Annotated in this window: 27 protein-coding genes and 1 tRNA gene; 23 read left to right on the forward strand and 5 right to left on the reverse strand. The window is 38.4% G+C overall.

Translation table 11 applies throughout. The features are described 5' to 3' along the window. Positions 1-30: 30 nt before the first annotated feature. The 16 genes from PHE37_RS06430 to PHE37_RS06505 all read left to right on the forward strand — a co-directional run bounded on the left by PHE37_RS06430 (position 31) and on the right by PHE37_RS06505 (position 14,276). The gene (locus tag PHE37_RS06430; RefSeq protein ID WP_299993277.1) at positions 31-423 is read left to right on the forward strand and encodes a flagellar protein FlaG; all 393 of its coding nucleotides are present in this window, start codon (positions 31-33) and stop codon (positions 421-423) included. A gap of 59 nt (positions 424-482) precedes the next feature. After that, positions 483-863, forward strand: coding sequence for a flagellar export chaperone FliS (gene fliS / locus PHE37_RS06435; protein ID WP_299993278.1), 381 nt, complete (start codon positions 483-485; stop codon positions 861-863). After that, positions 844-1,098: a hypothetical protein gene (locus PHE37_RS06440; protein ID WP_299993279.1), complete on the forward strand. Its 255-nt coding sequence runs from the start codon at positions 844-846 to the stop codon at positions 1,096-1,098. The genes fliS and PHE37_RS06440 overlap by 20 nt, the downstream gene beginning before the upstream one ends. 87 nt (positions 1,099-1,185) lie before the next feature. Further along, on the forward strand, positions 1,186-2,403 hold the full coding sequence (locus PHE37_RS06445; protein WP_299993280.1) for an argininosuccinate synthase: 1,218 nt from the start codon (positions 1,186-1,188) through the stop codon (positions 2,401-2,403). 16 nt (positions 2,404-2,419) lie between these two features. Next, a complete protein-coding gene (locus PHE37_RS06450; RefSeq protein WP_299993281.1) occupies positions 2,420-3,160 on the forward strand; it encodes a ferredoxin-thioredoxin reductase catalytic domain-containing protein in 741 nt (246 codons plus the stop codon). Between the two features lie 12 nt (positions 3,161-3,172). Next, on the forward strand, positions 3,173-3,619 hold the full coding sequence (gene rplI, locus PHE37_RS06455; RefSeq protein WP_299993283.1) for a 50S ribosomal protein L9: 447 nt from the start codon (positions 3,173-3,175) through the stop codon (positions 3,617-3,619). Next, positions 3,612-4,490 carry a GTPase Era gene (era, locus tag PHE37_RS06460; protein WP_299993285.1) on the forward strand — a complete coding sequence of 293 codons (879 nt, stop codon included), beginning with the start codon at positions 3,612-3,614 and terminating at the stop codon, positions 4,488-4,490. Before rplI ends, era begins: the two co-directional genes overlap by 8 nt. Positions 4,491-4,905: 415 nt before the next feature. Beyond that, on the forward strand, positions 4,906-6,444 hold the full coding sequence (locus tag PHE37_RS06465; protein WP_299993286.1) for a hypothetical protein: 1,539 nt from the start codon (positions 4,906-4,908) through the stop codon (positions 6,442-6,444). Next, positions 6,441-7,076, forward strand: a complete 636-nt coding sequence (locus PHE37_RS06470; RefSeq protein WP_299993288.1) for a hypothetical protein — start codon at positions 6,441-6,443, stop codon at positions 7,074-7,076. The genes PHE37_RS06465 and PHE37_RS06470 overlap by 4 nt, the downstream gene beginning before the upstream one ends. Beyond that, a complete protein-coding gene (locus tag PHE37_RS06475) occupies positions 7,073-7,570 on the forward strand; it encodes a hypothetical protein (protein ID WP_299993290.1) in 498 nt (165 codons plus the stop codon). The genes PHE37_RS06470 and PHE37_RS06475 overlap by 4 nt, the downstream gene beginning before the upstream one ends. Before the next feature lie 9 nt (positions 7,571-7,579). After that, the gene (gene mshL / locus PHE37_RS06480) at positions 7,580-9,169 is read left to right on the forward strand and encodes a pilus (MSHA type) biogenesis protein MshL (RefSeq protein ID WP_299993292.1); all 1,590 of its coding nucleotides are present in this window, start codon (positions 7,580-7,582) and stop codon (positions 9,167-9,169) included. Positions 9,170-9,262: 93 nt separating this feature from the next. Continuing rightward, complete coding sequence (locus PHE37_RS06485; RefSeq protein WP_366881151.1) at positions 9,263-9,982, forward strand: ATP-binding protein; 720 nt, start codon at positions 9,263-9,265, stop codon at positions 9,980-9,982. Further along, positions 9,975-10,742: a CDC27 family protein gene (locus tag PHE37_RS06490; protein WP_299993296.1), complete on the forward strand. Its 768-nt coding sequence runs from the start codon at positions 9,975-9,977 to the stop codon at positions 10,740-10,742. The genes PHE37_RS06485 and PHE37_RS06490 overlap by 8 nt, the downstream gene beginning before the upstream one ends. After that, a complete protein-coding gene (locus tag PHE37_RS06495; protein ID WP_299993297.1) occupies positions 10,739-11,281 on the forward strand; it encodes a hypothetical protein in 543 nt (180 codons plus the stop codon). The genes PHE37_RS06490 and PHE37_RS06495 overlap by 4 nt, the downstream gene beginning before the upstream one ends. A gap of 14 nt (positions 11,282-11,295) precedes the next feature. Further along, positions 11,296-13,032, forward strand: a complete 1,737-nt coding sequence (locus PHE37_RS06500) for a GspE/PulE family protein (protein WP_299993298.1) — start codon at positions 11,296-11,298, stop codon at positions 13,030-13,032. Next, positions 13,029-14,276: a type II secretion system F family protein gene (locus PHE37_RS06505; protein WP_299993299.1), complete on the forward strand. Its 1,248-nt coding sequence runs from the start codon at positions 13,029-13,031 to the stop codon at positions 14,274-14,276. The genes PHE37_RS06500 and PHE37_RS06505 overlap by 4 nt, the downstream gene beginning before the upstream one ends. A gap of 9 nt (positions 14,277-14,285) precedes the next feature. On the opposite strand, the gene PHE37_RS06510 is transcribed toward PHE37_RS06505, so the two are convergent. Together PHE37_RS06510 and fliW are read right to left on the reverse strand one after the other, a co-directional pair. Next, positions 14,286-16,364 (reverse strand): ATP-dependent helicase, encoded by a 2,079-nt coding sequence (locus PHE37_RS06510; RefSeq protein ID WP_299993301.1) that lies wholly within the window; start codon positions 16,362-16,364, stop codon positions 14,286-14,288. 36 nt (positions 16,365-16,400) lie between these two features. Beyond that, positions 16,401-16,781, reverse strand: coding sequence for a flagellar assembly protein FliW (gene fliW, locus PHE37_RS06515; RefSeq protein WP_299993304.1), 381 nt, complete (start codon positions 16,779-16,781; stop codon positions 16,401-16,403). Between the two features lie 97 nt (positions 16,782-16,878). On the opposite strand from fliW, the gene PHE37_RS06520 reads away from it, so the two are divergent. Both PHE37_RS06520 and PHE37_RS06525 read left to right on the forward strand, forming a co-directional pair. Beyond that, the gene (locus PHE37_RS06520; RefSeq protein ID WP_299993306.1) at positions 16,879-19,497 is read left to right on the forward strand and encodes a valine--tRNA ligase; all 2,619 of its coding nucleotides are present in this window, start codon (positions 16,879-16,881) and stop codon (positions 19,495-19,497) included. 1 nt (position 19,498) lies between these two features. Further along, complete coding sequence (locus PHE37_RS06525; RefSeq protein WP_299993308.1) at positions 19,499-19,900, forward strand: hypothetical protein; 402 nt, start codon at positions 19,499-19,501, stop codon at positions 19,898-19,900. Here the strand turns inward: PHE37_RS06525 and PHE37_RS06530 are convergent, their stop codons facing one another. After that, the gene (locus PHE37_RS06530) at positions 19,901-20,467 is read right to left on the reverse strand and encodes a YceI family protein (RefSeq protein ID WP_299993309.1); all 567 of its coding nucleotides are present in this window, start codon (positions 20,465-20,467) and stop codon (positions 19,901-19,903) included. Between the two features lie 128 nt (positions 20,468-20,595). Between PHE37_RS06530 and pyrF the strand changes: the two genes are divergently transcribed. The 5 genes from pyrF (at position 20,596) to PHE37_RS06555 (ending at position 23,302) form a co-directional block, all read left to right on the forward strand. Beyond that, the gene (gene pyrF / locus PHE37_RS06535) at positions 20,596-21,279 is read left to right on the forward strand and encodes an orotidine-5'-phosphate decarboxylase (protein ID WP_299993311.1); all 684 of its coding nucleotides are present in this window, start codon (positions 20,596-20,598) and stop codon (positions 21,277-21,279) included. 73 nt (positions 21,280-21,352) lie between these two features. Further along, the gene (locus tag PHE37_RS06540) at positions 21,353-22,075 is read left to right on the forward strand and encodes a hypothetical protein (protein ID WP_299993313.1); all 723 of its coding nucleotides are present in this window, start codon (positions 21,353-21,355) and stop codon (positions 22,073-22,075) included. A 50-nt stretch (positions 22,076-22,125) separates the two neighbouring features. Then, positions 22,126-22,272 carry a hypothetical protein gene (locus tag PHE37_RS06545; protein ID WP_299993315.1) on the forward strand — a complete coding sequence of 49 codons (147 nt, stop codon included), beginning with the start codon at positions 22,126-22,128 and terminating at the stop codon, positions 22,270-22,272. A gap of 71 nt (positions 22,273-22,343) precedes the next feature. Next, positions 22,344-22,433 (forward strand) — tRNA-Ser (locus PHE37_RS06550). Positions 22,434-22,702: 269 nt separating this feature from the next. Further along, positions 22,703-23,302: a YfaZ family outer membrane protein gene (locus PHE37_RS06555; protein WP_300008332.1), complete on the forward strand. Its 600-nt coding sequence runs from the start codon at positions 22,703-22,705 to the stop codon at positions 23,300-23,302. A 55-nt stretch (positions 23,303-23,357) separates the two neighbouring features. Here PHE37_RS06555 and PHE37_RS06560 read toward each other — a convergent pair whose 3' ends face one another. Next, on the reverse strand, positions 23,358-24,041 hold the full coding sequence (locus tag PHE37_RS06560; protein ID WP_299993318.1) for a PhoU domain-containing protein: 684 nt from the start codon (positions 24,039-24,041) through the stop codon (positions 23,358-23,360). 115 nt (positions 24,042-24,156) lie between these two features. Beyond that, positions 24,157-24,453, reverse strand: a complete 297-nt coding sequence (locus PHE37_RS06565) for a hypothetical protein (RefSeq protein ID WP_299993319.1) — start codon at positions 24,451-24,453, stop codon at positions 24,157-24,159. Positions 24,454-24,476: the final 23 nt, after the last annotated feature.

A 24,476-nucleotide genomic window follows, 5' to 3' on the forward strand; every position in this document is an offset into this window, starting at 1 on the left:
GTCTCAAACTTAATGACAAGGAGAAGCAAAATGGAAATCTTGCAAACCACTGCCAAGATGCAACAGAGCCAAAGTGTTGCACCAAAAATAAATGCAGACCTAAATCCTACGCAAAGTGTCCAACAAATTCAAAAAGCTCAGATCAATCAAGATAAAGTTGCACAAATCAATAATGATCAGAAAACTTCCAAAACCAATTCACAAGAACAAATGAATAAATTGATCGATCAACTGAATCAATCACTAAACCCATTCAATACTTCTCTACGTTTTGGATTTGATAATTCGTCAGAAGATTTTTATGTATCAGTCATCGATACAAAAAGCAACCGTATGCTTAGACGTTTTCCTGTCGAACAAGCAGAGCAGCTTTTACCAAAAATTCAAGAAGTGCATGGTTTATTATTCGATCAAAAAGGGTAATTTACTATAGCAAAGCAAAAAAATAAAATTTTATTCGAACACATTACCAAGGATATTTTATGTATAACAATCTCGCGTACGACACTTATAATCAAAATAACATAGGGGTTGAATCACCTGAAAAACTGGTTCAAATGATGTATGAAGGAATATTGCGTTTCAACATGCAGGCAAAACGCTCAATCATGGATGGTGATATCGAAAGACGGACATATTGGATCAACCGGTCGAATGCCGTAATCATGGAACTTATAAATATTTTAGATTACAAACAAGGGGATATTGCCCATTATCTTTCAGGTCTTTACACCTATCAGCTTCGCCTTCTATTAGAGGCAAATATTTACAACAATCCGATAAAATTAGATGAAGTCAGCCAAGTTTTCAAAGGGCTTTTAGAAGCATGGAAAGAGAGCACTGATGTGGCTAACCAAGCTTAAAACGGCTCTCGTATTAGAAGAGATTGATCAAATCTCTTCTTTGCTAGATCAGATGCCAAGTTTTACTTCGCTCGCAGAAATGGAAGAAGCAAATTATCTTCTATCACAAACCAAAACGCTAATTGAACGTAATAAAATTGAGACGGCACACACGTTGCAGCAGCTCAAAAATACAATCGATTTCCTCAAATCCACCCAAATAGAACCATCCTCTTCATTAAATCTAAAATTTTAACGCTATTCTCACCCATTTTTTGATAAAATCGCGACATTCACTCCATTAACACCATGGAGTAAGGGTATCAACGATAAGGATGCAGTAATGAAAAAAGAGGTTAAAAAAGTTGTTCTCGCCTATTCCGGCGGTTTAGATACAAGTGTCATTTTAAAATGGCTCCAAGATGAATACAAATGTGAGGTTGTCACGTTTACCGCAGATATCGGTCAAGGTGAAGAAGTAGAACCTGCTCGTGCCAAAGCAATCAGTCTTGGGATTAAACCTGAAAACATCTATATCGAAGACCTTCGTGAAGAGTTCGTACGTGATTATGTTTTCCCAATGTTTCGTGCCAATGCGATTTATGAAGGAGAATATCTTTTAGGAACATCTATCGCACGACCACTTATCGCAAAAAGACAAGCAGAAATAGCGCGTATTACCGGTGCTGATGCCGTCAGTCACGGTGCTACAGGTAAAGGAAATGACCAAGTCCGATTTGAGATGGGATATTTAGGGCAAAACAGTGCATTGACCATCATTGCCCCTTGGCGTGAGTGGGATCTGAACTCTCGTGAAAAACTCCTTGCCTATGCTGCTGAACACGGTATTAAAATCGAAATGAGCGGTAAAAAGTCCCCATATTCCATGGATGCCAATCTTTTACATATCTCTTATGAGGGTGGAATTCTTGAAGATCCTGCCGCTGAACCGGAAGAGAGTATGTGGCGCTGGACGGTTTCTCCTCAGAATGCACCCGATGAACCTGAATATATCGAAATCGGCTATGAAAAAGGAGACCCTGTCAGTCTTAACGGTAAAGCCCTCTCACCTGCGGTTATGCTTGAACAGCTCAATATCATAGCCGGTCGAAACGGTATCGGACGTGCCGATATCGTTGAAAACCGTTTTGTCGGTATGAAAAGCCGCGGATGTTATGAAACTCCGGGCGGTACCATTATGATTAAAGCACACCGCGCAATCGAATCCTTGACACTGGACCGTGAAGAAGCTCATCTTAAAGATGAATTGATGCCACGCTACGCAAAACTAATTTATAACGGATTTTGGTTTGCGCCTGAGCGCGAGATGCTTCAAGCAGCTATCGATAAAACCCAACAAAATGTACGTGGAACAGTACGATTAAAACTCTACAAAGGAAACGTGATGGTTGTCGGACGAAGTTCTGATCTTTCTTTGTTCAATCCGGAGTATTGTACATTTGAAGAAGACTCGGTTTATGATCAAAAAGATGCGGGTGGATTTATCAAACTCAATGCATTGCGCTTCATTATTGCCGGTAAAGCTCGAAAAAACAAATAAGTATAAGGGATAAAGTATGAGTATTATTAAAATTGATATGAACTCACCTGAATTTCAGGCTGAACTCGAAAAAACAATCAAATTTACTGATAAAGTAATTAATCAGTTTAATTGGGCTTATAACCCGCAAGAAGAGATCAATGAGGGTGTTCAACTTGGGCTTGCTCGAAACAAAATGATGTATAACAAACGCTTTTGCCCTTGTTATATGGTAGAAGAAGTAGACGGGAAATTTCAAAGCAGCGATAACAGATTATGCCCATGTACTCCTGCAATTGAGAAAGAAATACCGGAAGAAGGCGTATGCCACTGCCAGATTTTTTGCACACCTGAATTTGCTGCAGCCAAACGCATGGAAATGGGAATTGAAGAAGTTACCCATCAACATTCTCGCGGATTAACTAAAGAAGAATGTGAAATGTTATTGACGAAAAGTGATATCGACAGCGACGAATTAACATCGCTTTTCGAAGCCAGAGAACTTGGAATGGTCAACTTTAAAGTCGTGGATGTTCGCGAATGGATGGAATGGAAAATGGGCCGAATTGCCGGTGCCGATGTACTTGTACCAACCAGCAGTTTCTTCCAGACTTTGACTGAATCAAAATTAGATAAAAACGAACACATTATCGTTTATTGTCATGTCGGAAGCCGAAGTGCTCATTGTCAACGTATCCTCCACGATATGGGATATACAAAAGTATCCAACCTAGCACATGGTATCGTCTCTTATGGCGGTCAAATTGTCCGGGGATAAAAAAGGAATTATATGAAAGTTTTATTGACAAAAGATGTCAAAGGAGTCGGAAAGACCGGCGAGATTAAAGATGTAGCGGATGGTTACGGTAAAAACTTTTTGATCGGAAAGGGATTAGCACTCGCTGCAACCCATGAAGTATTAAAAAAATATGAGTCCGACCAACGAAAAAAAGCGGCTAATGAAGCAGCTGAAATCGAGCGCCTGACAGCAATCAAAAACCAACTCACTGATATAAAAGTGGTTATTACGAAAAAGTTAGGCAATACCGGGCATCTTTTTGGTGCGGTAACCAAAGAAGAGATTTCCGATGCCCTTAAAGCACAACATAATATTGAAATCGATAAAAAAGAACTCGATGCAAAACATGGCATCAAAACAACCGGCTTACATGATCTTGACCTTAAACTTGGTCATGGTATTCATGCTACCCTTCATCTAGAGATCAAAGGTGAATAAGGCAGGCTTTGTTGCTCTCATTGGGCGTCCTAATGCCGGAAAAAGTACGCTTATGAACTGGATTTTGGGTGAAAAAATCGCCCTTGTCAGTCAAAAAGCAAATGCTACCCGAAGACGTTCCAATGCAATTGTTATGCATAAAGATGATCAAATTATTTTTGTCGACACTCCGGGTTTACATCAAGCAGAAAAACTCCTTAACCAATACATGCTGGAAGAAGCGTTAAAAGCAATCGGAGATTGTGATATTGTTGTTTATCTTGCTCCCGCATCCGATAAAACAATCCATTATGAAAAGTTTCTTGAGCTCAATTCCGATAAACGTAAACACATCATTGTTTTGAGTAAAATAGATCAAATTTCTCAAGCTGAACTCCTTAAAAAAATTGGTGAGTATAATCGTTTCAGTGAACATTTTCTTGCACTTATCCCGATGTCAGTCACGAAAAATGTCGGGAAAGATGATTTATTAGATACGATTGCCAAGCATTTAGATGAATCTCCCTATCTGTATGATCCTGAAGACATGACAACTGAAAAAATGCGTGACATCTATAAAGAGTTCATTCGAGAAGCTATTTTTGACAACATTAGTGATGAAATCCCTTACGAATCCGATGTTATTATCGATAAAATCGATGAAGATTCTCCAGTGGAACACATCCGAGCCACTATTATCGTAGAAAAAGACTCCCAAAAAGGAATCATCATCGGTAAAGGGGGAGCTGCCATTAAACGTATCGGGAAAAACGCACGGGAAAAAATTGAGCGTCTTGCCTCAAAACCGGTCTACTTAGAACTTTTCGTATCAGTTAAAAAAGGGTGGACAAGCGATAAAAAATTCTTAAGTGATTTAGGATATGAGTGGTAAAAAACTCCCTTTCCAAACCCCCATTATCGGCACTTAAATATCTGCCGGTATTCTCAAATCTACAAACTAATTCAAAAAGCACCTAAAAGAATAGTTGCATTGTACGATGCTGTAACGATAAACAATAATTTTTGTCTAAATTGAGATCTTTTAAAAAACAGTTTAAGTTTGATTCCGCTACAATCGAAACGTAACGAATATAAATTCCCCCGTTATATAGGGAATGAACTGGAAATGAAACAAAAATATTATCTTTTTATCGGCGAAAAAAACTCAAAAAAATATCGTTCGCTACAGTTTTTTTTGTAACTGCCGATTTTAAGGTTATATAATGATTAAGAGTCAATCGAATCGCATTTTACGAATAAATCCGCAAATGCGGAAGAGTTCTCGTACATTTTAAATAGGATAGAGGATGAATAAAAGTAAACAACAAACCTATTCAACCATCGTATCAGCCAACCCCTACAAAGGGGATTATTATGTTGGTACATATGATACGATATCTGAAATCACTTCCCCATCGTATAAAAAAGAGCAATATGTAACTTCTTTTTTAAATACTAAGGGGTTTATCACGACCCTTATCGGGATTAGTAAAAATATTCCTGATGATGATATATATGATGCATTAGAAAATAAAGTTTATGAAGAGCTCGCTCTTGATATGGCAGTTGAATATCATATCAAATATGTTGAAGCGATTCATCGTAGCACAGAGGGGGAACGTTTTTTTCATGTATTTGTAGTTGATCCATTAACTCTCGAACAGGATTATACTTCCATTGTAGGTACACTTAAATATATTGATTTAATTGTACCTGTCCCATTACTCATAAAATCCCTGTATGTTAAAGAGCTTATGCCTTCTTCAGAAGTTCACTGCTTTATCTATTTTCAAGAGAATGATGCTTTTTTTTGTATTTATAATGAGCAAGAGTTTGTTTATGCAAAATCACTAAAGTTTTCATTGAAGCAAATGCATGAACGTTTCTGCGAACTTCTTGGTGAACAGAGTGATCTTGACACATTTGAAAGTATGATATCCAAAGAAGGTCTAAATACATCAAGCCCTGACTACCAAAAAAATCTCATCAAACTTTTTGGCGAAATTTTCCTTCATGTCAGCGATGTTATAACCTATGCAAAAAGAGCATACGATATCAAAAAGTTTGACGAAATTTTCATCGGTACAGCCGTAGGTAGTGTTATCGGCTTAGATGAATATGCACAAACATATCTGGGCTTAAAAGCAACTCCTTTTGATTTCGATTATGGGTTCAATACCAATGGTGTTAAAGTAGATCAAATTCATCAATTATTGCATCTCTATAGTCGATTAGAATCTGATGAGCGTTATCATTGTAATTTTACTATATTCCATCGTCCACCTCCGTTTGCTCAACGTGATAGTGGCAAGCTTTTATTAGTTACAGCTGCTTCATTAGCTGCTGCTCTTCTTTATCCAGGGGTGTACTGGGGACTTTCATATATTGAAGAACTTCACCATGCCATGTTAACGAAAGAATACGAGCAAGTTCATATTGAAAAAATGACACGTGAAGCAACTATCAATTTAAAATTAGCCAACAAAAGTGCAGCTCAAGTTCTTTTAGATGAACAGAAAAATTTATATAAGCAAAAACAGGATACATTGATACAAGTACATGAGAAAAAAGTTAATTATCCGATGAAATCAAAAATTATGGCTGATTTTACTCGAAGTTTTAATCAATACCGTGTACAACTCAAAAGTATCTCATATGAAGAAGATTTGAATAACACTAAAACCTTTACATTTGGTTTAACATCATCTACCACACAGGATATAACTGCTCTTTTAAAACATTTGACAGACATCAAACGTGATAAGTATGATTTTAATCTCGAACTCATTTCTTATAATGAGGAAGAAAAATCTTATTTGAGTGAATTAAAGGCGGTAATCAAATGAAATTACAAATCGAAGACTACCTGTATTCAATAGATCAGTCTCTATCACAAAAAAGTGATCGTGATAAAATGATGTTGTATGTAATGATATTTGCATCATTATTTGCACTTTCTTATTTCTTATTTTGGGAAAGTTCAGAAGCAGATTTCAAAGTATCGCACGAAAAAGCACTTAAAGCCCAAAATGATTTAAATGCTGATAAAAGTTATTTAGTATCAAATCCACCGGAAAAAATCGTTCAGATAGAACAAGAAACAGTTGCTTTAGGTAAACAACATGCTCTTTATGTTCAATATAACACATATATTAAAGAACAATTGGAACAAATTTCATCTTTATATTATGATGAAAAAGTTTGGGGATCATATCTTGATTCTGTCTCACGGTATGCTCGAGTATATAATGTAAAATTAGCCAAATTCGGAAATAGGCTACAATCTGACAACAGCTCATTCGGACATGTATTGGATATTACAATCTCTTCGGAAGGGCCGTATAAAAATACTCTCAAATTCATTAATGCACTTGAGCAAAGTCAACTGGTTGTTGATCTCCATGATTTCAAAATCGTTGCCGATGAAAAACTCAAAGGGGACTTGGATATCTCAGTATGGGGGATTGTAAGACAATGAAAAAATATATACTTTTAGGGCTTATAAGCTTTTCAGAACTCTTTGCTTCAATTGTTCCTGTAGGTGTGCCTAGCAACTCTGTAGTGCAACCTCAAGGAGATAAAGAACTAACGTGGGTTGATGAACAGATTCAAGCTATTTTACCTTCACGCATAGGTATTCCCGATGGATTCATCAATTCGCTTCGTGATCCAATGAAGATGAAGAAAGTTGCACCAACTCAAATAGCTGGTCATCTTCTTGCCCCGCCTAAATTAGGTAGTATGGGAATCATGACTCCACCGAAAATCATTGAAGAGCCGCTACGACTTCAAGCTATTATGAATAAATCGGTGCTGATTACTGGAAAATGGTATAAAGTAAGTGATAAAGTACGTAATTTTACACTTCTTGAAATCAAACCAAATTCCGTTTTATTAGCGGACAAAAAAGATCAAAAACTCATTTTGTTTTTAACAAAACAAAATAATAATATAAAAATCATCACCAAATAGGAAAGTATCATGACATCTGTAATTAAACACCATGCACGAGCGTTTATGTTATCCGTTGCCACCGCTGCCCTTCTCACACCTACAGTTCAGGCAGATTGTAAGTATGAGCTTTTCAATATTTCCTCAGCCAAGGGGACAACTGTCGGAGAATTTGTTGATCAACTAAGTGACGAATGTGGTATGAGTCTAATTGTCACCGATGAACAAGCAGAAGAAATTCTCAAAAAACCAATGAATAAAACATTCCTGAAAGACCTCACAATAAACGAAGTGTTAGATTTGATTATAAAAGAAAATAATCTGCAATACACCTTGCAGAACAATATTTTAAGAGTATCGTATCTTACAACAAAAACCTATAATATTGATTACATTATTTCTCAACGTAAAGGGACTGGTAGTGCAAACATTACTTTAAGTTCAAATACTAGTACTTCTAGTACTCCAAGTACTAGTAGTAGCGGAGCTACCAGTACCAGTAGCAATGTAGGAGGCAATAGTGCTTCATCTCAATCTGGAATCAAAATAACATCATCAGATGAAGTACAATTTTGGGAAACATTGGATAAAGATATTGAATCTGTCCTCAATAGACCTGAAGACACTTATAAGGCAACTATACCTTTAATTAATAAAAGTTCAGGTTTGATTACCGTAACAGCAACTGGTCCTCAACTCAAACGTTTAGATACTTATATTGATGATCTACAGAAAAAAATGCAAACTCAAGTACTTATAGACGTCAAGATGTACAGTGTTGTTTTTTCAGATGCTTCTTCGACAGGTATAGATTGGTCGCAATTATATGCTCTTCAAAATATAGGATTAGGATTTAATACATATAATACAAAGAACATAGGTGACTTCTCCGGTACAGCAAAAAATAATATTATAGTAGACAACACTACAGTAACAGCTGGGGCTGTCCCACGTAATATAGGAACTATTTTCCAACTAGGGGCCCAAGGTAGTTTAACTGAAGTAATAAAATTTCTTAAAACCCAAGGGGATGTTTATTCCATTTCAAACCCTAAAATTTTAACACTCAACAATCAACCGGCCCTTATTACATCTGGAACTGAGTTATTTTATAAAACAAAAAATACTTCAACACTTGCAGGTGGTACGACAGGTACACAAGCAACTACAGAAGTTGTAAGCTCCGTCTTCTCAGGAGTTCTACTCGATATAACTCCTGAAATATCAAGTGATGGAAGCATTACGCTACGTATTAATCCATCTATATCTGAAACAGCCAGTACTGTTTCTATAGATAATGCTGCACGAACCATGCCTCCAGACTTAAGTCGTCGTCAAATGTCTTCGGTGATAACCGTTAAAGATGGAAATAGAGTTATCTTAGGTGGTTTAATCAATACAAAAAATGTCAATGATTCAAATAAAGTTCCACTATTAGGAGATATTCCATTCCTTGGATATCTCTTTAAAAGAGAAGGGATTACGAAGAAAACAGAAGAAATTGTTATTATAATTGAGCCACATATTATCAAAAAAGAGAAAGATACACTTAGCTTAGGAGATTTGGGCTATACACGTCTTGGGACTAAAATAGAAGAAGCAAAGCAGGAAAGTAAATAACGGATGGAGAATTCCCTTTTCTCAAAGCCACGAGATCTGTTTTTGGACATAGTCAATCCTCGGGACTACGTCCAAATCGATAGTGTTTCTCATATGTATCAATCACTCAAAAATTCTGTTCAAAAACCTCTTAAAATGATCTTACTTTATGGTAGACCTGGAACGGGGAAAAGTATGTTGCTGCATAAGTTGCACCACGACCTTTCAAAGCATCAAAAAGTATTAATGTTATCTACACCGATGATTGATGAAGATGATTTTTTACGAGTAATGGCACAAAATCTATTTGGCCATGCACCACGGGAAGTGATGACACTAAATCGATTTTTAGAAATTGCAGCTGCACTTTCATTAACAGATATCCCTATCGTTTTACTTGATGAAGCACAGCTCTATTCTCCTTCATTGATGGAAAAAATTCGCCTTATTTCAGATGCTAGAGCTATAAAATTCGTTATTACTCTTCATAAAACAGATAAAGAAGACATCATTGCTAAAGAGCATTTCCAGACACGTATTTGGGAAAGTATAGAACTCCAAAATGCCACTTCTGATGAACTAAAAATATATATTCAGAAAAAACTTTTAAAATCCAATTGTTTTGACGTTGCCAATATGTTCAACGATAAAAACATGAAGCTTATTACCAATCTAACCAAAGGCAACTATCGGGAAACGAATAAGCTTCTTTTTTCACTGTTTAGTTTATATTGTTGGTATGAAGAAAATAATCCTACTGCAATTAAATACAATTCAATAAAACCAAAATGGATTGAAATGGCCGCTATTCATACGGGACTGATTCATGCTTAATATTAAAAATTTAGAACGTCGTTGGCTCAAGTATAAAATACTCTCCTACATGCCATATATTCTTGTATTTATGATATCTATCGTCTTAATAATTGGAATTTCTATTTGGAAGCACTTAGATCAAAGTGAAATTCAAGTAAATGACACTCACAAGCAATCAGTAATACCGGTTACAGTTGTTAAACCATCGATACAGCCAGTGATTCCGGAAGAAAATACGACTTTTCTCGAACCTTCAATGGATTTTATTCAATCCTTTCAAAGCGTCCCTGTATCAACTGAAACATCTGATCAGCAACGCTCCAATGTTATTACTAAACCTGTTCAGGCACATACTACCGCTGTACAAACTCCTAAAGTATTAACCGTTCCAGAGTATACACCTCCTTCCCAAGCCGCACCTGTAGTATCAAGCAACACGAACAATAATCAATTAATTTCAATCAAAGTGGATGAATCAAAACTTGATATAACTAGTTTAGAAAGACGTTTTAAAGAGACTTCTAATGCGAATCTAGGTCTTTTCATTGCACGTTACTATTATGAACATGGAAACTATGATGGCGCTTATAATTATGCTTTGAAAACAAATAATGCGAATAGTCGAATCGATGAAAGTTGGATTATATTTGCAAAATCACTTGTTAAACTTGGTAAAACAGATCAAGCTAAAAAGACCCTGCAAGTCTATATTTCACAGTCTAATTCAGAAAATGCAAAAGGATTATTAAATTCAATCGAAAATGGAAATTTTAAATGAAATTTTTTATTTTAGTTCTTCTTTTATTCTCAAACTATCTCTATGCAGATGTAAATCAAAAACTTTTTGAACTCTATCAAAAAGGGATGTATACAGAAGCATGTAATTACGGATATTCTTTTTTTGCGCGTAACGAGCACAATGAACCTTTTGTCTCATTAGTAGGCTTTGCATGTTTGAAAGCAGATCAAATTGATCGTCTCTCACCAGTAATGTCACAATTAACACAAACACCTGATGCAAGATCAAACAGTGCCTATTTTGCTCTAATTGTTATGCAAAAAAAACTTTTAATGCGTGCTTTGTATGATAATCAACCCATCCAAAATCTAAAATTTCCAACGAGCACGTACCTTCTTTCTAAAGTATTTGATCTTTATGTACAAAATCCGAAAAAGAATGATACCATTAAAGAATATCAAGACCCAAGCAATTTAAGACAAAGTTATAAGCTCTATACCATACAGATAAATGACCTAAAGAGCATCGCTATAGATGAATATTATGATAAAATATTAACTGTTCACCACGTATATTAAAAAGGAATTCAGATATGGATCGTATTACACATGATTTGCTTGAAAAACGCCATATCACGCAGCAACAAATCGATCGATTAACGTCTCGTGGGGTTCAAGATGATACGGTATTAGAAACACTCACCAAAGTAGGTGCGGTGTCAATTAATTTTATTAAACGTTTTATTGTAGAACAAATCCGTCTTGGACGGTATGAACTCTCAATTATTAAAAATTACCATTTTTTAGATGAAGTATCCATATTAACTCATTTGGCAGAAGTCATTGAAGTACCGTTTATAGATTTAGATTCCATTGATATGGACTACCGCCTAGTCGAAAAAATCCCAACAACCCAATTTAAACGCTATAATGCACTTCCAATTTCCCAAGATGACATGTACGTAGTTGTAGCCTTTGCTGATCCCCTTAATCTTGAAGCGCAAGAATCAATCCAACGACTTTTTCCAAGAAAATCAATTAAAATTGCTATTTCTACAGAAAAACAGATCCAAGCCTATTTATTCAAAATAGAACTAAAAGATAGTGTAAAAGAACTTGTTGCCAATATCCGAAATGAATTACGCAATATTGGAACAATTGAAGAACAGCAAGAAGCTTCTTCTATCTTGCAGCTCATTGATGTTATTCTTAAAGCCTGTATCAAGGGGCGTGCAAGTGATATTCACATTGAACCAACCGAAAAAAACTGTGTAGTACGCGGACGGATTGACGGGAAATTAGCTGAAATCTTTATATTTGACCGAGATATATATCCTCCGTTAGCTTCACGTATTAAACTTTTGGCCAATCTTGATATTGCTGAACGACGAAAACCTCAGGATGGTCGTTTTTCTGCTATAGTTATGGATGCTGAATTTGATTTTCGTCTTTCCACCCTTCCCATTATCTATGGAGAATCCATTGTTATGCGTATATTGGACAAAACCAAGGCATTAGTAAAACTCGAGGATTCCGGAATGGATACAATAAGTTATCAAAAACTTCTGAAAGGTCTTCAGACACCATTTGGTATCATTCTTGTAACCGGTCCCACAGGAAGTGGTAAAACAACTACTTTGTATGGGGCACTCAATGAGCTCCGTAATGTAGAAGACAAAGTCATTACAGTAGAAGATCCTGTCGAATATCGTATGAATTTGATTCAACAAGTTCAAGTAAACCCTAAAGTTGGTCTCTCATTTGCCGATGCACTTCGTTCTATTCTTCGCCAAGATCCTGATAAAATCATGATTGGAGAGATTCGTGACCAAGAAACACTTGAAATTGCTATTAAAGCAGCCTTAACTGGACATCTGGTTATTTCAACACTTCATACAAATGATGCTATTAGTGCCATCACCCGTATGGCAGATATGGGAATTGAGCCTTATCTTATCAGCGGTGCTCTCGTTGCAGTTCAAGCTCAGCGGCTTGTTCGCCGGATTTGCAATCACTGTAAAAAAGAAGTTGATATTCCCCAAAATCTTCTCCAAGAGTACAGTGCATTTATTCCGCCTCATACTGTTTTTTATGAAGGAGCAGGTTGTAAAGAGTGTAACGGTTCAGGATATATGGGTCGGGAAATGATTTGTGAGGTTTTACCAATTACTGAAGAATTAGCGAGTATGATAGCTCGGGGAGCTTCAAAAGATGATTTAACAAAAGAAGCAAAACGAGAAGGATTTGTAGGAATGTTTGAAAATGGAATGGCTAAAGCGGTTCATGGGATTACAACATTAGATGAAATATTAAGGGTGGCAAAAGGATGAAATACTTCATAGCAACAATACTTACAAAAGGTAAAAAAGTTGAACATGGTTTTTATGCTGAAAATAAAAAAGAAGCTCACTATTTAGCAAAAATAAAATTCTCAGGAATGATTTTAAAAATGGCTGAATCGTCTCCGCCTTTTAAGGATCAACTTCGTCATTTTAAAGAGAGTTTATTTGCAAATATTAAAAAACGAAAACTTAAACAAGACTCTTTAATTGCATCCATCCGCCAACTAGCTGTCATGGCAAATGCCGGTATTTCGATTCATGATTCATTAAAAGAAATTGCTGATGCCACAACAGACAAGACCTTACAAATTGTATTAGGAACATTGGCAGATGATATCAATTCAGGACATAGTCTCTCTCACTCTGCACGTAAGTTTTCATTTGAACTAGGTAATCTTTCTCTAGCAATGATCGAATTGGGAGAAAAGACGGGTAATATGGCCGAAGCACTTCATAAACTTGCTGATATGCTAGAAGAAATTCGTCGTAATATAATAAAGTTTAAAAAAGCAATGGCATATCCTCGGAATGTTATGATTGCAATGGCAATTGCATTTACGGTTCTAATATCCTATGTTGTTCCACAATTTAAAACTATTTTTGAACAGCTGCATGCTGAGCTACCACTTCCAACTAAAATTCTTTTGTTTTTAGAACATCTTTTTAATACATATGGTCTATACGTTGTTGCATTTATTTTTATTTTTATTTTTACCTTTAAATACATGATAGATCATTATAGAGATTTTAGATACAAATGGCACGTTTTTTTATTACATGTTTATCTGATTAAAAATATTATTATGTATGCAACACTAAATAGATTTACATTAGTTTTTGCAGAACTTGTTCGTGCTGGTATTCCCATTGCAGAAGCACTTGAAACCTCAATTGCCATGATTGATAGTCTCCCGTTGCAAGAACGTTTATATACAGTTCGCTCAACTGTTGAAAAAGGGGGAACCCTCCATAACGGTTTGGCTGAAACAGGACTTTTTGAAAATATGATTATTCAAATGATTTCTGCCGGTGAATCAAGCGGTCAACTTGATGCGATGATGCAAAAAGTTATGGAATATTATAAAATGCGCTTTGATGCAATTATTGATGGTCTATCAGAAGCGATTGAGCCTATTATGCTACTTATGATTGCATGTATGGTCGTTTTGCTTGCATTAGGTATTTTCTTGCCAATGTGGGAAATGGGCAATGCCGTTCAAGGACGACGCTAAAAAGAGGAGCTAACCCTCCTCGCTTGAACCTTTGGCGACCAAAGTGGTGTAGATTTCATCTTTGGGAATCAACCCTGCTTCAAATAAAAACTGTGAAGGGACAAAATTACTTTTCTTGATTTTGTCATATTTTGCATAACTTAAAAAAAGACGGTCTTTTGCTCGTGTGACAGATACATAAAAAAGGCGTCTCTCTTCTTCAATACTTCCGCTTCGAGACATCAGCTTTCTATTCGGAAATCGCCCATCCATCAAATCGATTACATAAACTTCCTGATACTCCAACCCTTTTGAAGCATGAATGCTGAGCAGATGAACCCCTTCGCCCTGCGTCAGATCTTGTGAGCCCAGCACCATTGCATTTAAAAATCGTTCATGATCTTTATAAGGACGGGAAAGTTCGAAAAGCAACGTACATTTTCGACGAATTCTCTCTTTGGATTCCGTTTTTGCACGCTCATCAATAGAACCGTTTTCTGTAGTAGCCCGTCTAGTTGAAAGCATCTCAATTACGTGTCCGTATAAAGCGGAAAGAGCAATTTTTTGAACAGCTGCTTTTGGCTCTTTAATATCTCGCAATTGCCGGAAAAGGATAAATAAATCGTGTAAAAAAGTGGCCGAATCTTTCGTCAACTTTGCATGTTTTAAAATCGGATTGCCCATAAAATTTGGGTCCATTCTAAGCTTGGCAAACCGCCCTGCACTTCCGAGCTCCGCATAATCATCAAATAGGCCCAATTGGTGATTTAGCCGTCGTTTCTCAAATGGATTTGAGATCTCTGAATCTGGTGAATATAATCCGCGTAAAAATGAACCGCGACCCAATTTTTGCAAGGCGACAAAAAGTTCTTTGGCAATTGCACTTCCTACCCCTTTAGCATAATCAAACAGATGGATAAATGCCATCATATCCGATTCATTGACGAGCAATGTGTACATGTCCAAAAGGGCTTTAATCTCTTTGGAGTCAAAAAAACTGGTTCCTCCACGCCGACGGCACGCTATCCCCATTTCACGCAGAGTCGCTTCGATTCCGTCCGCTGAAGCATTGTTACGAAAAATCACTGCTATTTCTTCACGCGGTGTTGATGAATCTCCGATTTTCTGAGCAATCCCATGATATTGATCAAACAGTTCATCATAAATAAGCAAAGCAGGACTTTGGGCTTCTGCCGTTCGGGTTACTTCAAGTGCTTTAGGATAGATCCGTTCATTATAGGCTATTACTGTATTGGCCAAAGAGAGAATCGGAACTGTTGAGCGATAATTTTTATTAAGGGTATATACTTTGGCATCGGGAAAATTGGTTGTAAATGAGCCGATAATCGAGATATCAGCACCGTTAAAAGCATAAATACTCTGGTCATAATCCCCGACACAAAAGAGTGAGGGTGGACGCATAGCGTTGATTAATGTCCCTTGAAGTGCATTCGTATCCTGGTATTCATCAATCAATACTTCTTTGTATCCCAAATTACTCTCGCGTGCCAAATCGCGCATATGAAGGAGCAAATCATTGAAGTTAACAAAACCGTACTCTTTTTTCAGCGCTTCGAATTCATCGATAATATCAGCATAAATAGCGGCATAAACCGCATGTTCATCTTGCCGGGTTAAAATCCATTCTTCAAAATTAACATTAAGCTCCGTATTTTGGTAAAACGAATAAACATCGTAAAGATAATTGGCACCATAGGCCGATGTTGCGCAATCAATATGACTAAAGGTCCGTTTTTCATAAACGCTGCGAAAAAGTGTTTTAAGTTCACGCGGCTGCTTGAGAACGACTTTCCCTTCTTTTCGTTTGAGCCACCGATAGCTCACCGCATGAAATGTCCCGGCATCGATCTTGGATGCAATTTCGCGACCGAAAAATGCTGCTACACGCTCAACCATTTCCTGCGCCGCTTTATTGGTAAAAGTGAGAAGTAAGATTTCTTCGGGTTTTACATTTTGAGAGATAAGATAGGCAATACGCCCTACGATCGTAGAAGTTTTTCCGGTACCTGCCGACGCAATAATAAGATTATGACCGTACGGAGCAGTTGCGGCAGTATATTGTTGATCGTTAAGACGCGAGAGAGGCAAGAGGCTCCTTGAAGCCCCTAAAAAGCAGGAGCTAAATTATGATTTAAAATTTTTGATCGGTTCTGCTAATCCGAAACCGGGATGATTTTTCACATCCAATACCGCTTGAGCCATAGTCGCATTGTCTTGATTAAAAATAAGCGGAGCAATGAAGTTAATACACGATTCATCGAGCGGGTCTTGAATAACTGCGATATTATATACAACTACCTTGGAATTTTCATTAATATCCAATAATACACGAATACTCGTAGGCAAATCAAACGAATATTCGCGTAACGCATAAGGATTTACCACAGTAAAACTGACACCTCCATCACAACCTCTAAGAGTTGCGAACAACTCATCAATCTCATGCAACTCCACACATTGAATATTCTCAAAGCCTAATATAGTCGATTTCACTTCATATTGCATTGTTGTCCTTTAAACTATCATTATTCATGTGAAAGCAAATCGCGTTCCTCTGAATTTTGGTATAATTCGCGATATTTTTTGTTACCAAGGCCTTACTATGTCATCTACCCATTACGATCCCAAAAATATTGAAGAGACTTACTATCCTATCTGGGAGAACCGAGGCTATTTTGAAATTGACGGAAACCAAGAAATCGTAAAACCCAATAAACATTTCGCCATCATGATGCCTCCTCCGAACGTTACGGGGCGACTACATATCGGACACTCACTTACTTTTACTCTCCAAGACATCATCGTCCGCTATAAACGGATGGACGGATACATGACACTGTGGCAGCCCGGGACCGACCATGCGGGGATCGCGACCCAAAACGTCGTAGAAAAACAGCTCTTGACGGAGGGAAAAACAAAAGAAGAACTCGGACGCGAAGCATTTTTAGAGCGAGTATGGGCATGGAAAGAAGAGAGCGGCGGAATCATGGTCGGACAACTCCGTAAACTCGGTGTCTCTCCTGCATGGAGCCGTGAGCGCTTTACGATGGATGAGGGGCTAAAATCCTCTGTCAAAGAGGCATTTGTACACCTTTATAACCAAAACCTTATCGTTCGCGGAAACTACATGGTCAACTGGTGTACCCATGATGGAGCCCTCAGTGATATCGAAGTGGAGCACGAAGAGCACCAAGGAAACTTTTACCATATGCGCTACCCGTTCAGCGATGGAAGCGGTCATATCGTCGTTGCGACCACCCGCCCGGAAACCTATTTCGGCGATACCGCCATCATGGTGCATCCCGATGATGAGCGTTACCTCCACCTCATCGGACAAAGTGTCACCCTCCCCCTCATTAACCGCGATATTAAAATCATCGCCGACAGCCATGTTGATCGTGAATTCGGAACAGGTGTCGTTAAAGTCACCCCGGCCCATGATACGAACGACTACGAAGTGGGCAAACGTCATGATCTCGAATTCATCACCGTATTCGATGAAAAAGGGATGTTGAATCACCACGCAGGCGAGTTTGAAGGGCTAGAGCGCCTCGAAGCACGCTCCGTTATCGTCAAACGTCTCGAAGAGGCGGGATTTATCGAAAAAATCGAAGAGCATACCCATCAGGTAGGGCATTGCTACCGCTGTAAAAATATCGTCGAACCCTACATCTCCAAACAGTGGTTTGTCCGCAAAGAGGTAGCGCGCGGCTCCATCGATAAAACCAATGAGGGGCTAACTCAGTTTTTCCCTCCGCACTGGATCAACAGCTACAACGCGTGGATGGGTGATTTACGCGACTGGTGTATCTCTCGCCAGCTTTGGTGGGGACACCGTATTCCGGTATTTTACTGCGATGATTGTAATCATGAGTGGGCAAGTTTGGAAGAAAATCCAACTTCATGCCCTCATTGCGCAAGTAAAAACTTCACCCAAGACCCTGACGTTCTCGATACATGGTTCAGCTCCGCTCTCTGGCCGTTCTCGACTCTGGGATGGGGGAACGGTGATACTGCGCAAGATCAACTCTTCCAAAGCGAAGATATGGCTCGCTTTTATCCGAACACCCTCCTCATCACCGGTTTCGACATCCTCTTCTTTTGGGTAGCCCGTATGATGATGATGGGGGAGAGTTTTACGGGAGAATTGCCGTTTAACCACATCTACCTCCACGCATTGGTACGCGATGAAAACGGTCAAAAAATGTCCAAGTCCAAAGGAAACGTGATCGATCCACTCGACATGGTCGAAAAATACAGTGCCGATGCACTCCGCTTTACGTTGGCTGTCCTTGCGGCTCAAGGACGCGATATCCGCCTCAGTAACGACCGATTGGAACAAAGCCGTAACTTTACCAACAAACTCTTCAACGCGTCCAAATTCCTCCAAATGAATGTTCCGACATTCAAAGATTTGACGGATCAAGAGATTACGACCCCATTGGGTCGCTATATGCTCAGCCGTTTCCACCGTGCTACGGCAGAGACGAGAGCGTTCTTGGATGAATACCGCTTTAACGATGCGGCTACGGTGCTTTACCGCTTCTTGTGGAATGAGTTCTGTGACTGGGGTATCGAGCTTGGAAAAGCGTCCAAAGAGAGCGTTAACGAGCTGGGAAGCATCTTTAAAGAGTCGATGAAACTTCTTCATCCGTTTATGCCGTTTATCACCGAGTACCTCTATCATGAGCTTTCAGGGACAACGCTTGAAGAGGGAAATTCCATCATGGTAATGGCTTACCCTGAAAATACCCAAACGGATGAGGCTATCGAAGCGGAATTCGCAATCATCATGGATGCCATCGTCACGATCCGCCGTGCAAAAACCCTCGTCGATCTCGGAAACCAAAAAATTGACCTCGCTTATCTCAAATGCGGCGGCAATCAAGCAATGATGGCACCGTTTATCGTGCGCTTGGCAAAAGTCGAAACACTCCACTTTACCGACTCCAAAATCGACAATGCGATCAGTGATATCGGTGAAGCTGTTGAAGTCTATCTACCTACCGATGCGATTGATCTAACACCGATTATCGACCGCCTCACCAAACAACGTGAAAAACTCCAAAAAGAGGCCGATAAACTGCGTGGCATGCTCTCAAATGAGCGTTTTGTCGCCAATGCTCCGGAAGCCGTAATTGCCGAAAACCGTAATGGACTTGCCGATGCCGAAGATAAAATCGGTAAAATTGACGCTCAACTCAGCTCATTAGGCAACTAATTTGCAATTTCGGGAACTCTCCGCATCCGAGTTGGTTGAGGGATTCGCCCTCCTCACAACCCTCCGACCGGAACTCACTTCCGAAGCGTTTGATGCATTCATAACCTCACAATATCCCAAAGACTACCGACCCATCGGTGCCTATCAGCGAGGCGAGTTACAGGTCTATACTGGGGTGAGTATACGGGAGAATTTGGAGTTGGGACGACATTTGATCGTGGATGATTTTGTAACCTATACCGGATGCGAGCATCTGAGCGGCGAAATGATCGATTATTTAGGCGATTACGCCAAAATGCACAAATGTCAAAGTATTTTAATATGGGGAAAACAGAGGGGACTTTCTATTGATGATTTGAATGGATTCCGCCCCAAAAGGGACGGTTATATAAAAACCTTCTAATTATTCTTCAATACCTTCAACTTCAATGATGAGTTTTACATCATCTCCTACAACAAAACCGCCTGCTTCAATTGCTTTATTCCAGTTCAGACCGAAATCTTTACGATTAACTTTTCCCGTCAAAGTGAATCCTGAACGCTGATTTCCCCATGGATCCGTAATCACTCCCCCCATCTCGATATTTAACACCTCTTTTTTCGTCACTCCGCGGATGGTCAAGTTACCGGTCATTTTTGTTTTGGTAGCACTTGTCATGGTAAATGTAATTTCAGGATAATTTGCCGCATCAAAAAAATCGGCACTTCGTAAGTGATCATCACGTTTAGAGATTCCTGTATCGACAGACGCTGTTTTAATATGACCGCTAAGCGATTTAAACATACCTTTGTTCAAATCATACGTCCCGTTAAAATCGCTAAACTTTCCGCTTACGGTACTGATCATCATATGTTTAACGTTGAATCCTACACTGGTATGTGCAGGATCAACTTTATAAACTGCAGCTGAAGCCAATCCGGATCCAATCAACAATCCGGCCAACACTGTCACTAAAAAACTCTTTTTCATCGTCAATCCTTTGGAGTTAATCTGAGGATATTGTATGCGGTTTTTCTCAATGAATAATTAACGTAAGAATAATGGATAATAAATTTAAGCTTCGTTATACTTTTACCACACTATTTCAAAGGTCTCTAATGCAGCTTTGTGTCGCTCTCGATCTCCCAAGCCAAGAAGAAAATCTAGCTCTTATAGAAAAAATCAAAAACTACCCCGTATGGCTCAAAGTGGGGCTCCGATCCTATATACGTGATGGAAAGCCCTTTATTGATGCGATCAAAAATATCAATCCCGAATTCAAAATTTTTCTTGATCTCAAACTTTACGATATTCCCAATACTATGGCGGATGCGGCAGAATCGATTATGGGGTTAGGTGTTGATATGTTCAATGTCCATGCTTCTGCCGGACGCAAAGCAATGCGTGAAGTGATGAAGCGTCTTGAGCCTTATGAAAATCGACCTTTAGTGCTTGCGGTAACCGCTTTGACTTCATTTGAAGAGAATGAATTCACTCACGTTTACGGAGAGAACATTGCGCTCAAAGCCGATCGTTTCGCGCAGGATGCCCATGAGGCAGGACTGGACGGTGTTGTATGCAGTGCGTATGAAAGTGCATCAATCAAATCGCTCACTTCAGATGCCTTCATCACTCTGACCCCGGGTATACGTCCATTCGGCGAAGATGCTGGTGATCAAGAACGTGTTGCCACGATCGAAACGGCACATACCGAAAAAGTAGACTTTATCGTTGTCGGTCGTCCGATTTACAAAGCTGAGAATCCTGCCGACGTGGTGGAAAAAATATTACAAAATCTCTAATTATTCCGTAATATTTTTGTAATAACTTTCATCTAAACTTCCGTAAAAACACCATTCTACGGAGGTTCCCCTTATGAAAAAATTTCTGCTTCTTATCCCTGTAGGAGTGTTGGCCGCAACAGGAGTTTTTTGGTTCACGGCCGAGAAAAACATTGCTTCCATTCAAAATGCACCCTCTAATGCAAATCTTCCTCACGGTTCTCAAAAGCTCTTTACCGAAAGCGAACGATCTCTTCGCCAGATTGTCCGACATGGAGATGAACAATCTATCCAAAAACTCAATGCATCACTTGAGGCAATAAACACTGAACTTTTACAACGTCAGAAACAAGGATTTGCAGTTAAAGATATCGAAGCACATTTATCGCAGTATAAACACGACAGTATGCTGTTAAGTGATAAATTCACACCGTATTTAAAACAACTGCACCAATTCGACCAATACGAAGAGACACACGAAAAAAGTTTCATGACAGCTATCGAGCAAATCGGCCTATATGAGCTCAAAACATCTTATGAAGAGTTGGGTAAACTCCGTACAGACTATATTAAAGAACCCTCCGATACAACCAAAATAGCTTATGAGACTCAATTAAATAAAGTAACCCAGATTATTACGGAACTCTATCTGGACAGTACGATTGACAAGCCGCTTTTTGATTATCTGGCAAACCATAAACACTATTTTGAGACGATTGATACCGCCTATAATGAAATCGGGTTTGAGCGTATCCATCAATTACGCACAAACGGCTATGCGATCAAAACCGGATTGCAACTTCTTCCTACTCTCTAAATTTTGGAATACTCCTTGCTTAAAAAGTGAAAATCACTCGAGGAGTACATATGAAATTTATGGATAAAATCGAACTTGTCGTCAAACTAAAAGAAAAAATTGTCGAAGCCAAAGCTTCAAATGAAGCACTTGCAACGCAATTGCAAGTGCTTTTGGATCAAATTGTCAGTACACCCAAAAACTCTCCTGCAATTTAATCCACCAAAGCACCTATTTAAGGTGCTTGTTATCTACAGCTACGTATAATTACGCCTCTTCAATCATATATGGACGAGTAGGAAAGCGGCTGAATCCACCTCCCTGCTAAGGAGACGTACTGGCAACGGTACCGAGAGTTCGAATCTCTCCTCGTCCGCCACTCATAAAACCTCCAATATTTACTGACTTTAAAGCCTATTTTTACAACGCTTTTACTGTAGCTTTTTACTACTATTTGAAAATTTTCTCTATGAATCTCATATTATCTTTATTATGGAATAATTGCGGAATGACGCAGGAATACCTTCCGAGCTGAATGTGGTAAAACATTAGGTCATGACGATAAATCGCTCTTTGGATCGAATTTACCTGAAAGCAGAAGTATTAATATTACAAATATACGCGCTTATAGATACAAGGAAAATTATGATGAAAAAAATTATTCTTGGCCTTTTAATCGGCACTTCTGCGTTTGCAGCACATCAAGTAGAATTTAATCTTAATGACAAAGAAGTTGAAGGACAAGTGCTTTTTGATTTGTCAAAAATGGGGGTTCCGCTGGAGGGAGCTTACGCTGGAGCACGGATATTAAATGGGGATGAGAGAAACAGCGATAAAATCGAAAATATCAGTCAATTTAAAGAAGTATCATTTTTGATAATGCGTCCGGTGAAGAGTGTCGAAGGCTTGTCTTTAGGTCTTGGGATTAAAGGGGTATATACCAAATTTGACGGTGCGCATTATTCCGCCATCCCTTTAGGATTAGAAGCGAATATGAAATTGCCCTTGGCAACTCCGTTTCCATTGCATGTAAATGGTGCTTTGTATTATGCCCCTTCCGATTTGACATTTCTTGACGGTGATAAATACCTAGAGGTTCGTACTTACCTTGACGCAGAGGTAATCCATAATAAACATATTGAAGTGGGCTATCGTAATATTGACCCCGATCTTATAAGTCACCCTTATAGCAGTCACAATGTTACCTACAATGAGGCATTCTACGGTGGACTTCGGCTCGACTTCTAAACACACACTGAAAATTTAAAGAGAAAATAGGAAGCAGCATCGCGGTCAAGTTACTTTATTTACCTATTTGACTTCGCAAATGTAATTCTCCACCCTTTTGTGCATACACGAGTAACGCAGCAATACTCACTCCGCGGTCTGCAATCCGTTCGAGATTTTTGAGTGTACCGAGGACATTAATATATTCCATAGAATGTTCTGAATTGGTCATAATCAATGCAAGAATATCTTTTTCAATGATGGAAAAAATATCATCGTTTATCGATTCTTCAATAACAACTTTTCTGTAAAGATCATGCGCATTGCAATGTTCAATATCCATCATAAAATCATAAATATATTCGAGTGTGTGTATGGTTGTCTTATGAAGATAAACGATCGGATCATTAAACGGGCTTAAATTAAATGTATCAAAAATATAGTCGCAAAAGCGTTTACAGTATTTATCGATGCTATCAACAATACGATCAATTTCATTCGTCATTTTTAGATAAACAATCAGGTCTCTAAGCTCATTGGCTTCAGGGCCGAAAAGAGCGATCGTTTGGATGGTCTTCGTATCGATGTTATCTGTAACAGCTTTTATCGTTTTTATCTTTGATTGGACGGATGCATATATGTCACGGTCACGATTTTCAAAAGCTTCAAGGGATTGTTTGCTTGATAAGAGAATATCGTGAAGCAGCATAGAGATCATTTCGCGGATTTCAATCAATTTATGTTCATAGCTCGGCAGCATCGTATAAAGCCTTTTGGATAAAGTGTGACACATTATAGGTCCCAATCATCACTCACATATTACAAAAGCCTTTTTACCCGTAATCTTTATCTCAGACATACTGAATCGTATTACGCTACCAATATTTTATGACCATAAATAGGATGATAAATAAAATCCCGATTATCGCAATAAAGAAAAACTTATCGGCAATATTTTCAAGTTTTTCTTCTTTTTGTATATCTTGTGTCCTTATGGATAAAAATAAAAAAATAACAGATCCAACAAGCAACAAAGCAATAACCGAAGTAAACTCATCTATAAAATTATTTTTTGAAGCATTGTTTATATGGATGGATGTTATTACAAAAAGACAAAATCCGAGAAGATTCGCCGATGTGCTTAATATATGTTGGGAAGTGCTATTGGCCATTTCATACTACTTATCAATAACTT

The sequence above is a fragment of the Sulfuricurvum sp. genome, from assembly GCF_028681615.1.
Taxonomy (GTDB): domain Bacteria; phylum Campylobacterota; class Campylobacteria; order Campylobacterales; family Sulfurimonadaceae; genus Sulfuricurvum.

What these genes read in the sequence shown, in the direction of transcription:
- PHE37_RS06430 (WP_299993277.1), top strand. Translation starts at nt 31, where the DNA reads ATGGAAATCTTGCAAACCACTGCCAAGATGCAACAGAGCCAAAGTGTT.
- fliW (WP_299993304.1), bottom strand. Translation starts at nt 16,781, where the DNA reads ATGCAATATGAAGTGAAATCGACTATATTAGGCTTTGAGAATATTCAA.
- PHE37_RS06545 (WP_299993315.1), top strand. Translation starts at nt 22,126, where the DNA reads ATGAAATTTATGGATAAAATCGAACTTGTCGTCAAACTAAAAGAAAAA.
- PHE37_RS06490 (WP_299993296.1), top strand. Translation starts at nt 9,975, where the DNA reads ATGCTTAATATTAAAAATTTAGAACGTCGTTGGCTCAAGTATAAAATA.
- PHE37_RS06520 (WP_299993306.1), top strand. Translation starts at nt 16,879, where the DNA reads ATGTCATCTACCCATTACGATCCCAAAAATATTGAAGAGACTTACTAT.
- rplI (WP_299993283.1), top strand. Translation starts at nt 3,173, where the DNA reads ATGAAAGTTTTATTGACAAAAGATGTCAAAGGAGTCGGAAAGACCGGC.
- PHE37_RS06470 (WP_299993288.1), top strand. Translation starts at nt 6,441, where the DNA reads ATGAAATTACAAATCGAAGACTACCTGTATTCAATAGATCAGTCTCTA.
- PHE37_RS06560 (WP_299993318.1), bottom strand. Translation starts at nt 24,041, where the DNA reads ATGCTGCCGAGCTATGAACATAAATTGATTGAAATCCGCGAAATGATC.
- pyrF (WP_299993311.1), top strand. Translation starts at nt 20,596, where the DNA reads ATGCAGCTTTGTGTCGCTCTCGATCTCCCAAGCCAAGAAGAAAATCTA.
- PHE37_RS06495 (WP_299993297.1), top strand. Translation starts at nt 10,739, where the DNA reads ATGAAATTTTTTATTTTAGTTCTTCTTTTATTCTCAAACTATCTCTAT.
- PHE37_RS06540 (WP_299993313.1), top strand. Translation starts at nt 21,353, where the DNA reads ATGAAAAAATTTCTGCTTCTTATCCCTGTAGGAGTGTTGGCCGCAACA.
- fliS (WP_299993278.1), top strand. Translation starts at nt 483, where the DNA reads ATGTATAACAATCTCGCGTACGACACTTATAATCAAAATAACATAGGG.
- PHE37_RS06475 (WP_299993290.1), top strand. Translation starts at nt 7,073, where the DNA reads ATGAAAAAATATATACTTTTAGGGCTTATAAGCTTTTCAGAACTCTTT.
- PHE37_RS06565 (WP_299993319.1), bottom strand. Translation starts at nt 24,453, where the DNA reads ATGGCCAATAGCACTTCCCAACATATATTAAGCACATCGGCGAATCTT.
- PHE37_RS06530 (WP_299993309.1), bottom strand. Translation starts at nt 20,467, where the DNA reads ATGAAAAAGAGTTTTTTAGTGACAGTGTTGGCCGGATTGTTGATTGGA.
- PHE37_RS06485 (WP_366881151.1), top strand. Translation starts at nt 9,263, where the DNA reads ATGTATCAATCACTCAAAAATTCTGTTCAAAAACCTCTTAAAATGATC.
- PHE37_RS06555 (WP_300008332.1), top strand. Translation starts at nt 22,703, where the DNA reads ATGAAAAAAATTATTCTTGGCCTTTTAATCGGCACTTCTGCGTTTGCA.
- PHE37_RS06505 (WP_299993299.1), top strand. Translation starts at nt 13,029, where the DNA reads ATGAAATACTTCATAGCAACAATACTTACAAAAGGTAAAAAAGTTGAA.
- PHE37_RS06500 (WP_299993298.1), top strand. Translation starts at nt 11,296, where the DNA reads ATGGATCGTATTACACATGATTTGCTTGAAAAACGCCATATCACGCAG.
- PHE37_RS06450 (WP_299993281.1), top strand. Translation starts at nt 2,420, where the DNA reads ATGAGTATTATTAAAATTGATATGAACTCACCTGAATTTCAGGCTGAA.
- PHE37_RS06465 (WP_299993286.1), top strand. Translation starts at nt 4,906, where the DNA reads ATGAATAAAAGTAAACAACAAACCTATTCAACCATCGTATCAGCCAAC.
- PHE37_RS06440 (WP_299993279.1), top strand. Translation starts at nt 844, where the DNA reads ATGTGGCTAACCAAGCTTAAAACGGCTCTCGTATTAGAAGAGATTGAT.
- mshL (WP_299993292.1), top strand. Translation starts at nt 7,580, where the DNA reads ATGACATCTGTAATTAAACACCATGCACGAGCGTTTATGTTATCCGTT.
- PHE37_RS06445 (WP_299993280.1), top strand. Translation starts at nt 1,186, where the DNA reads ATGAAAAAAGAGGTTAAAAAAGTTGTTCTCGCCTATTCCGGCGGTTTA.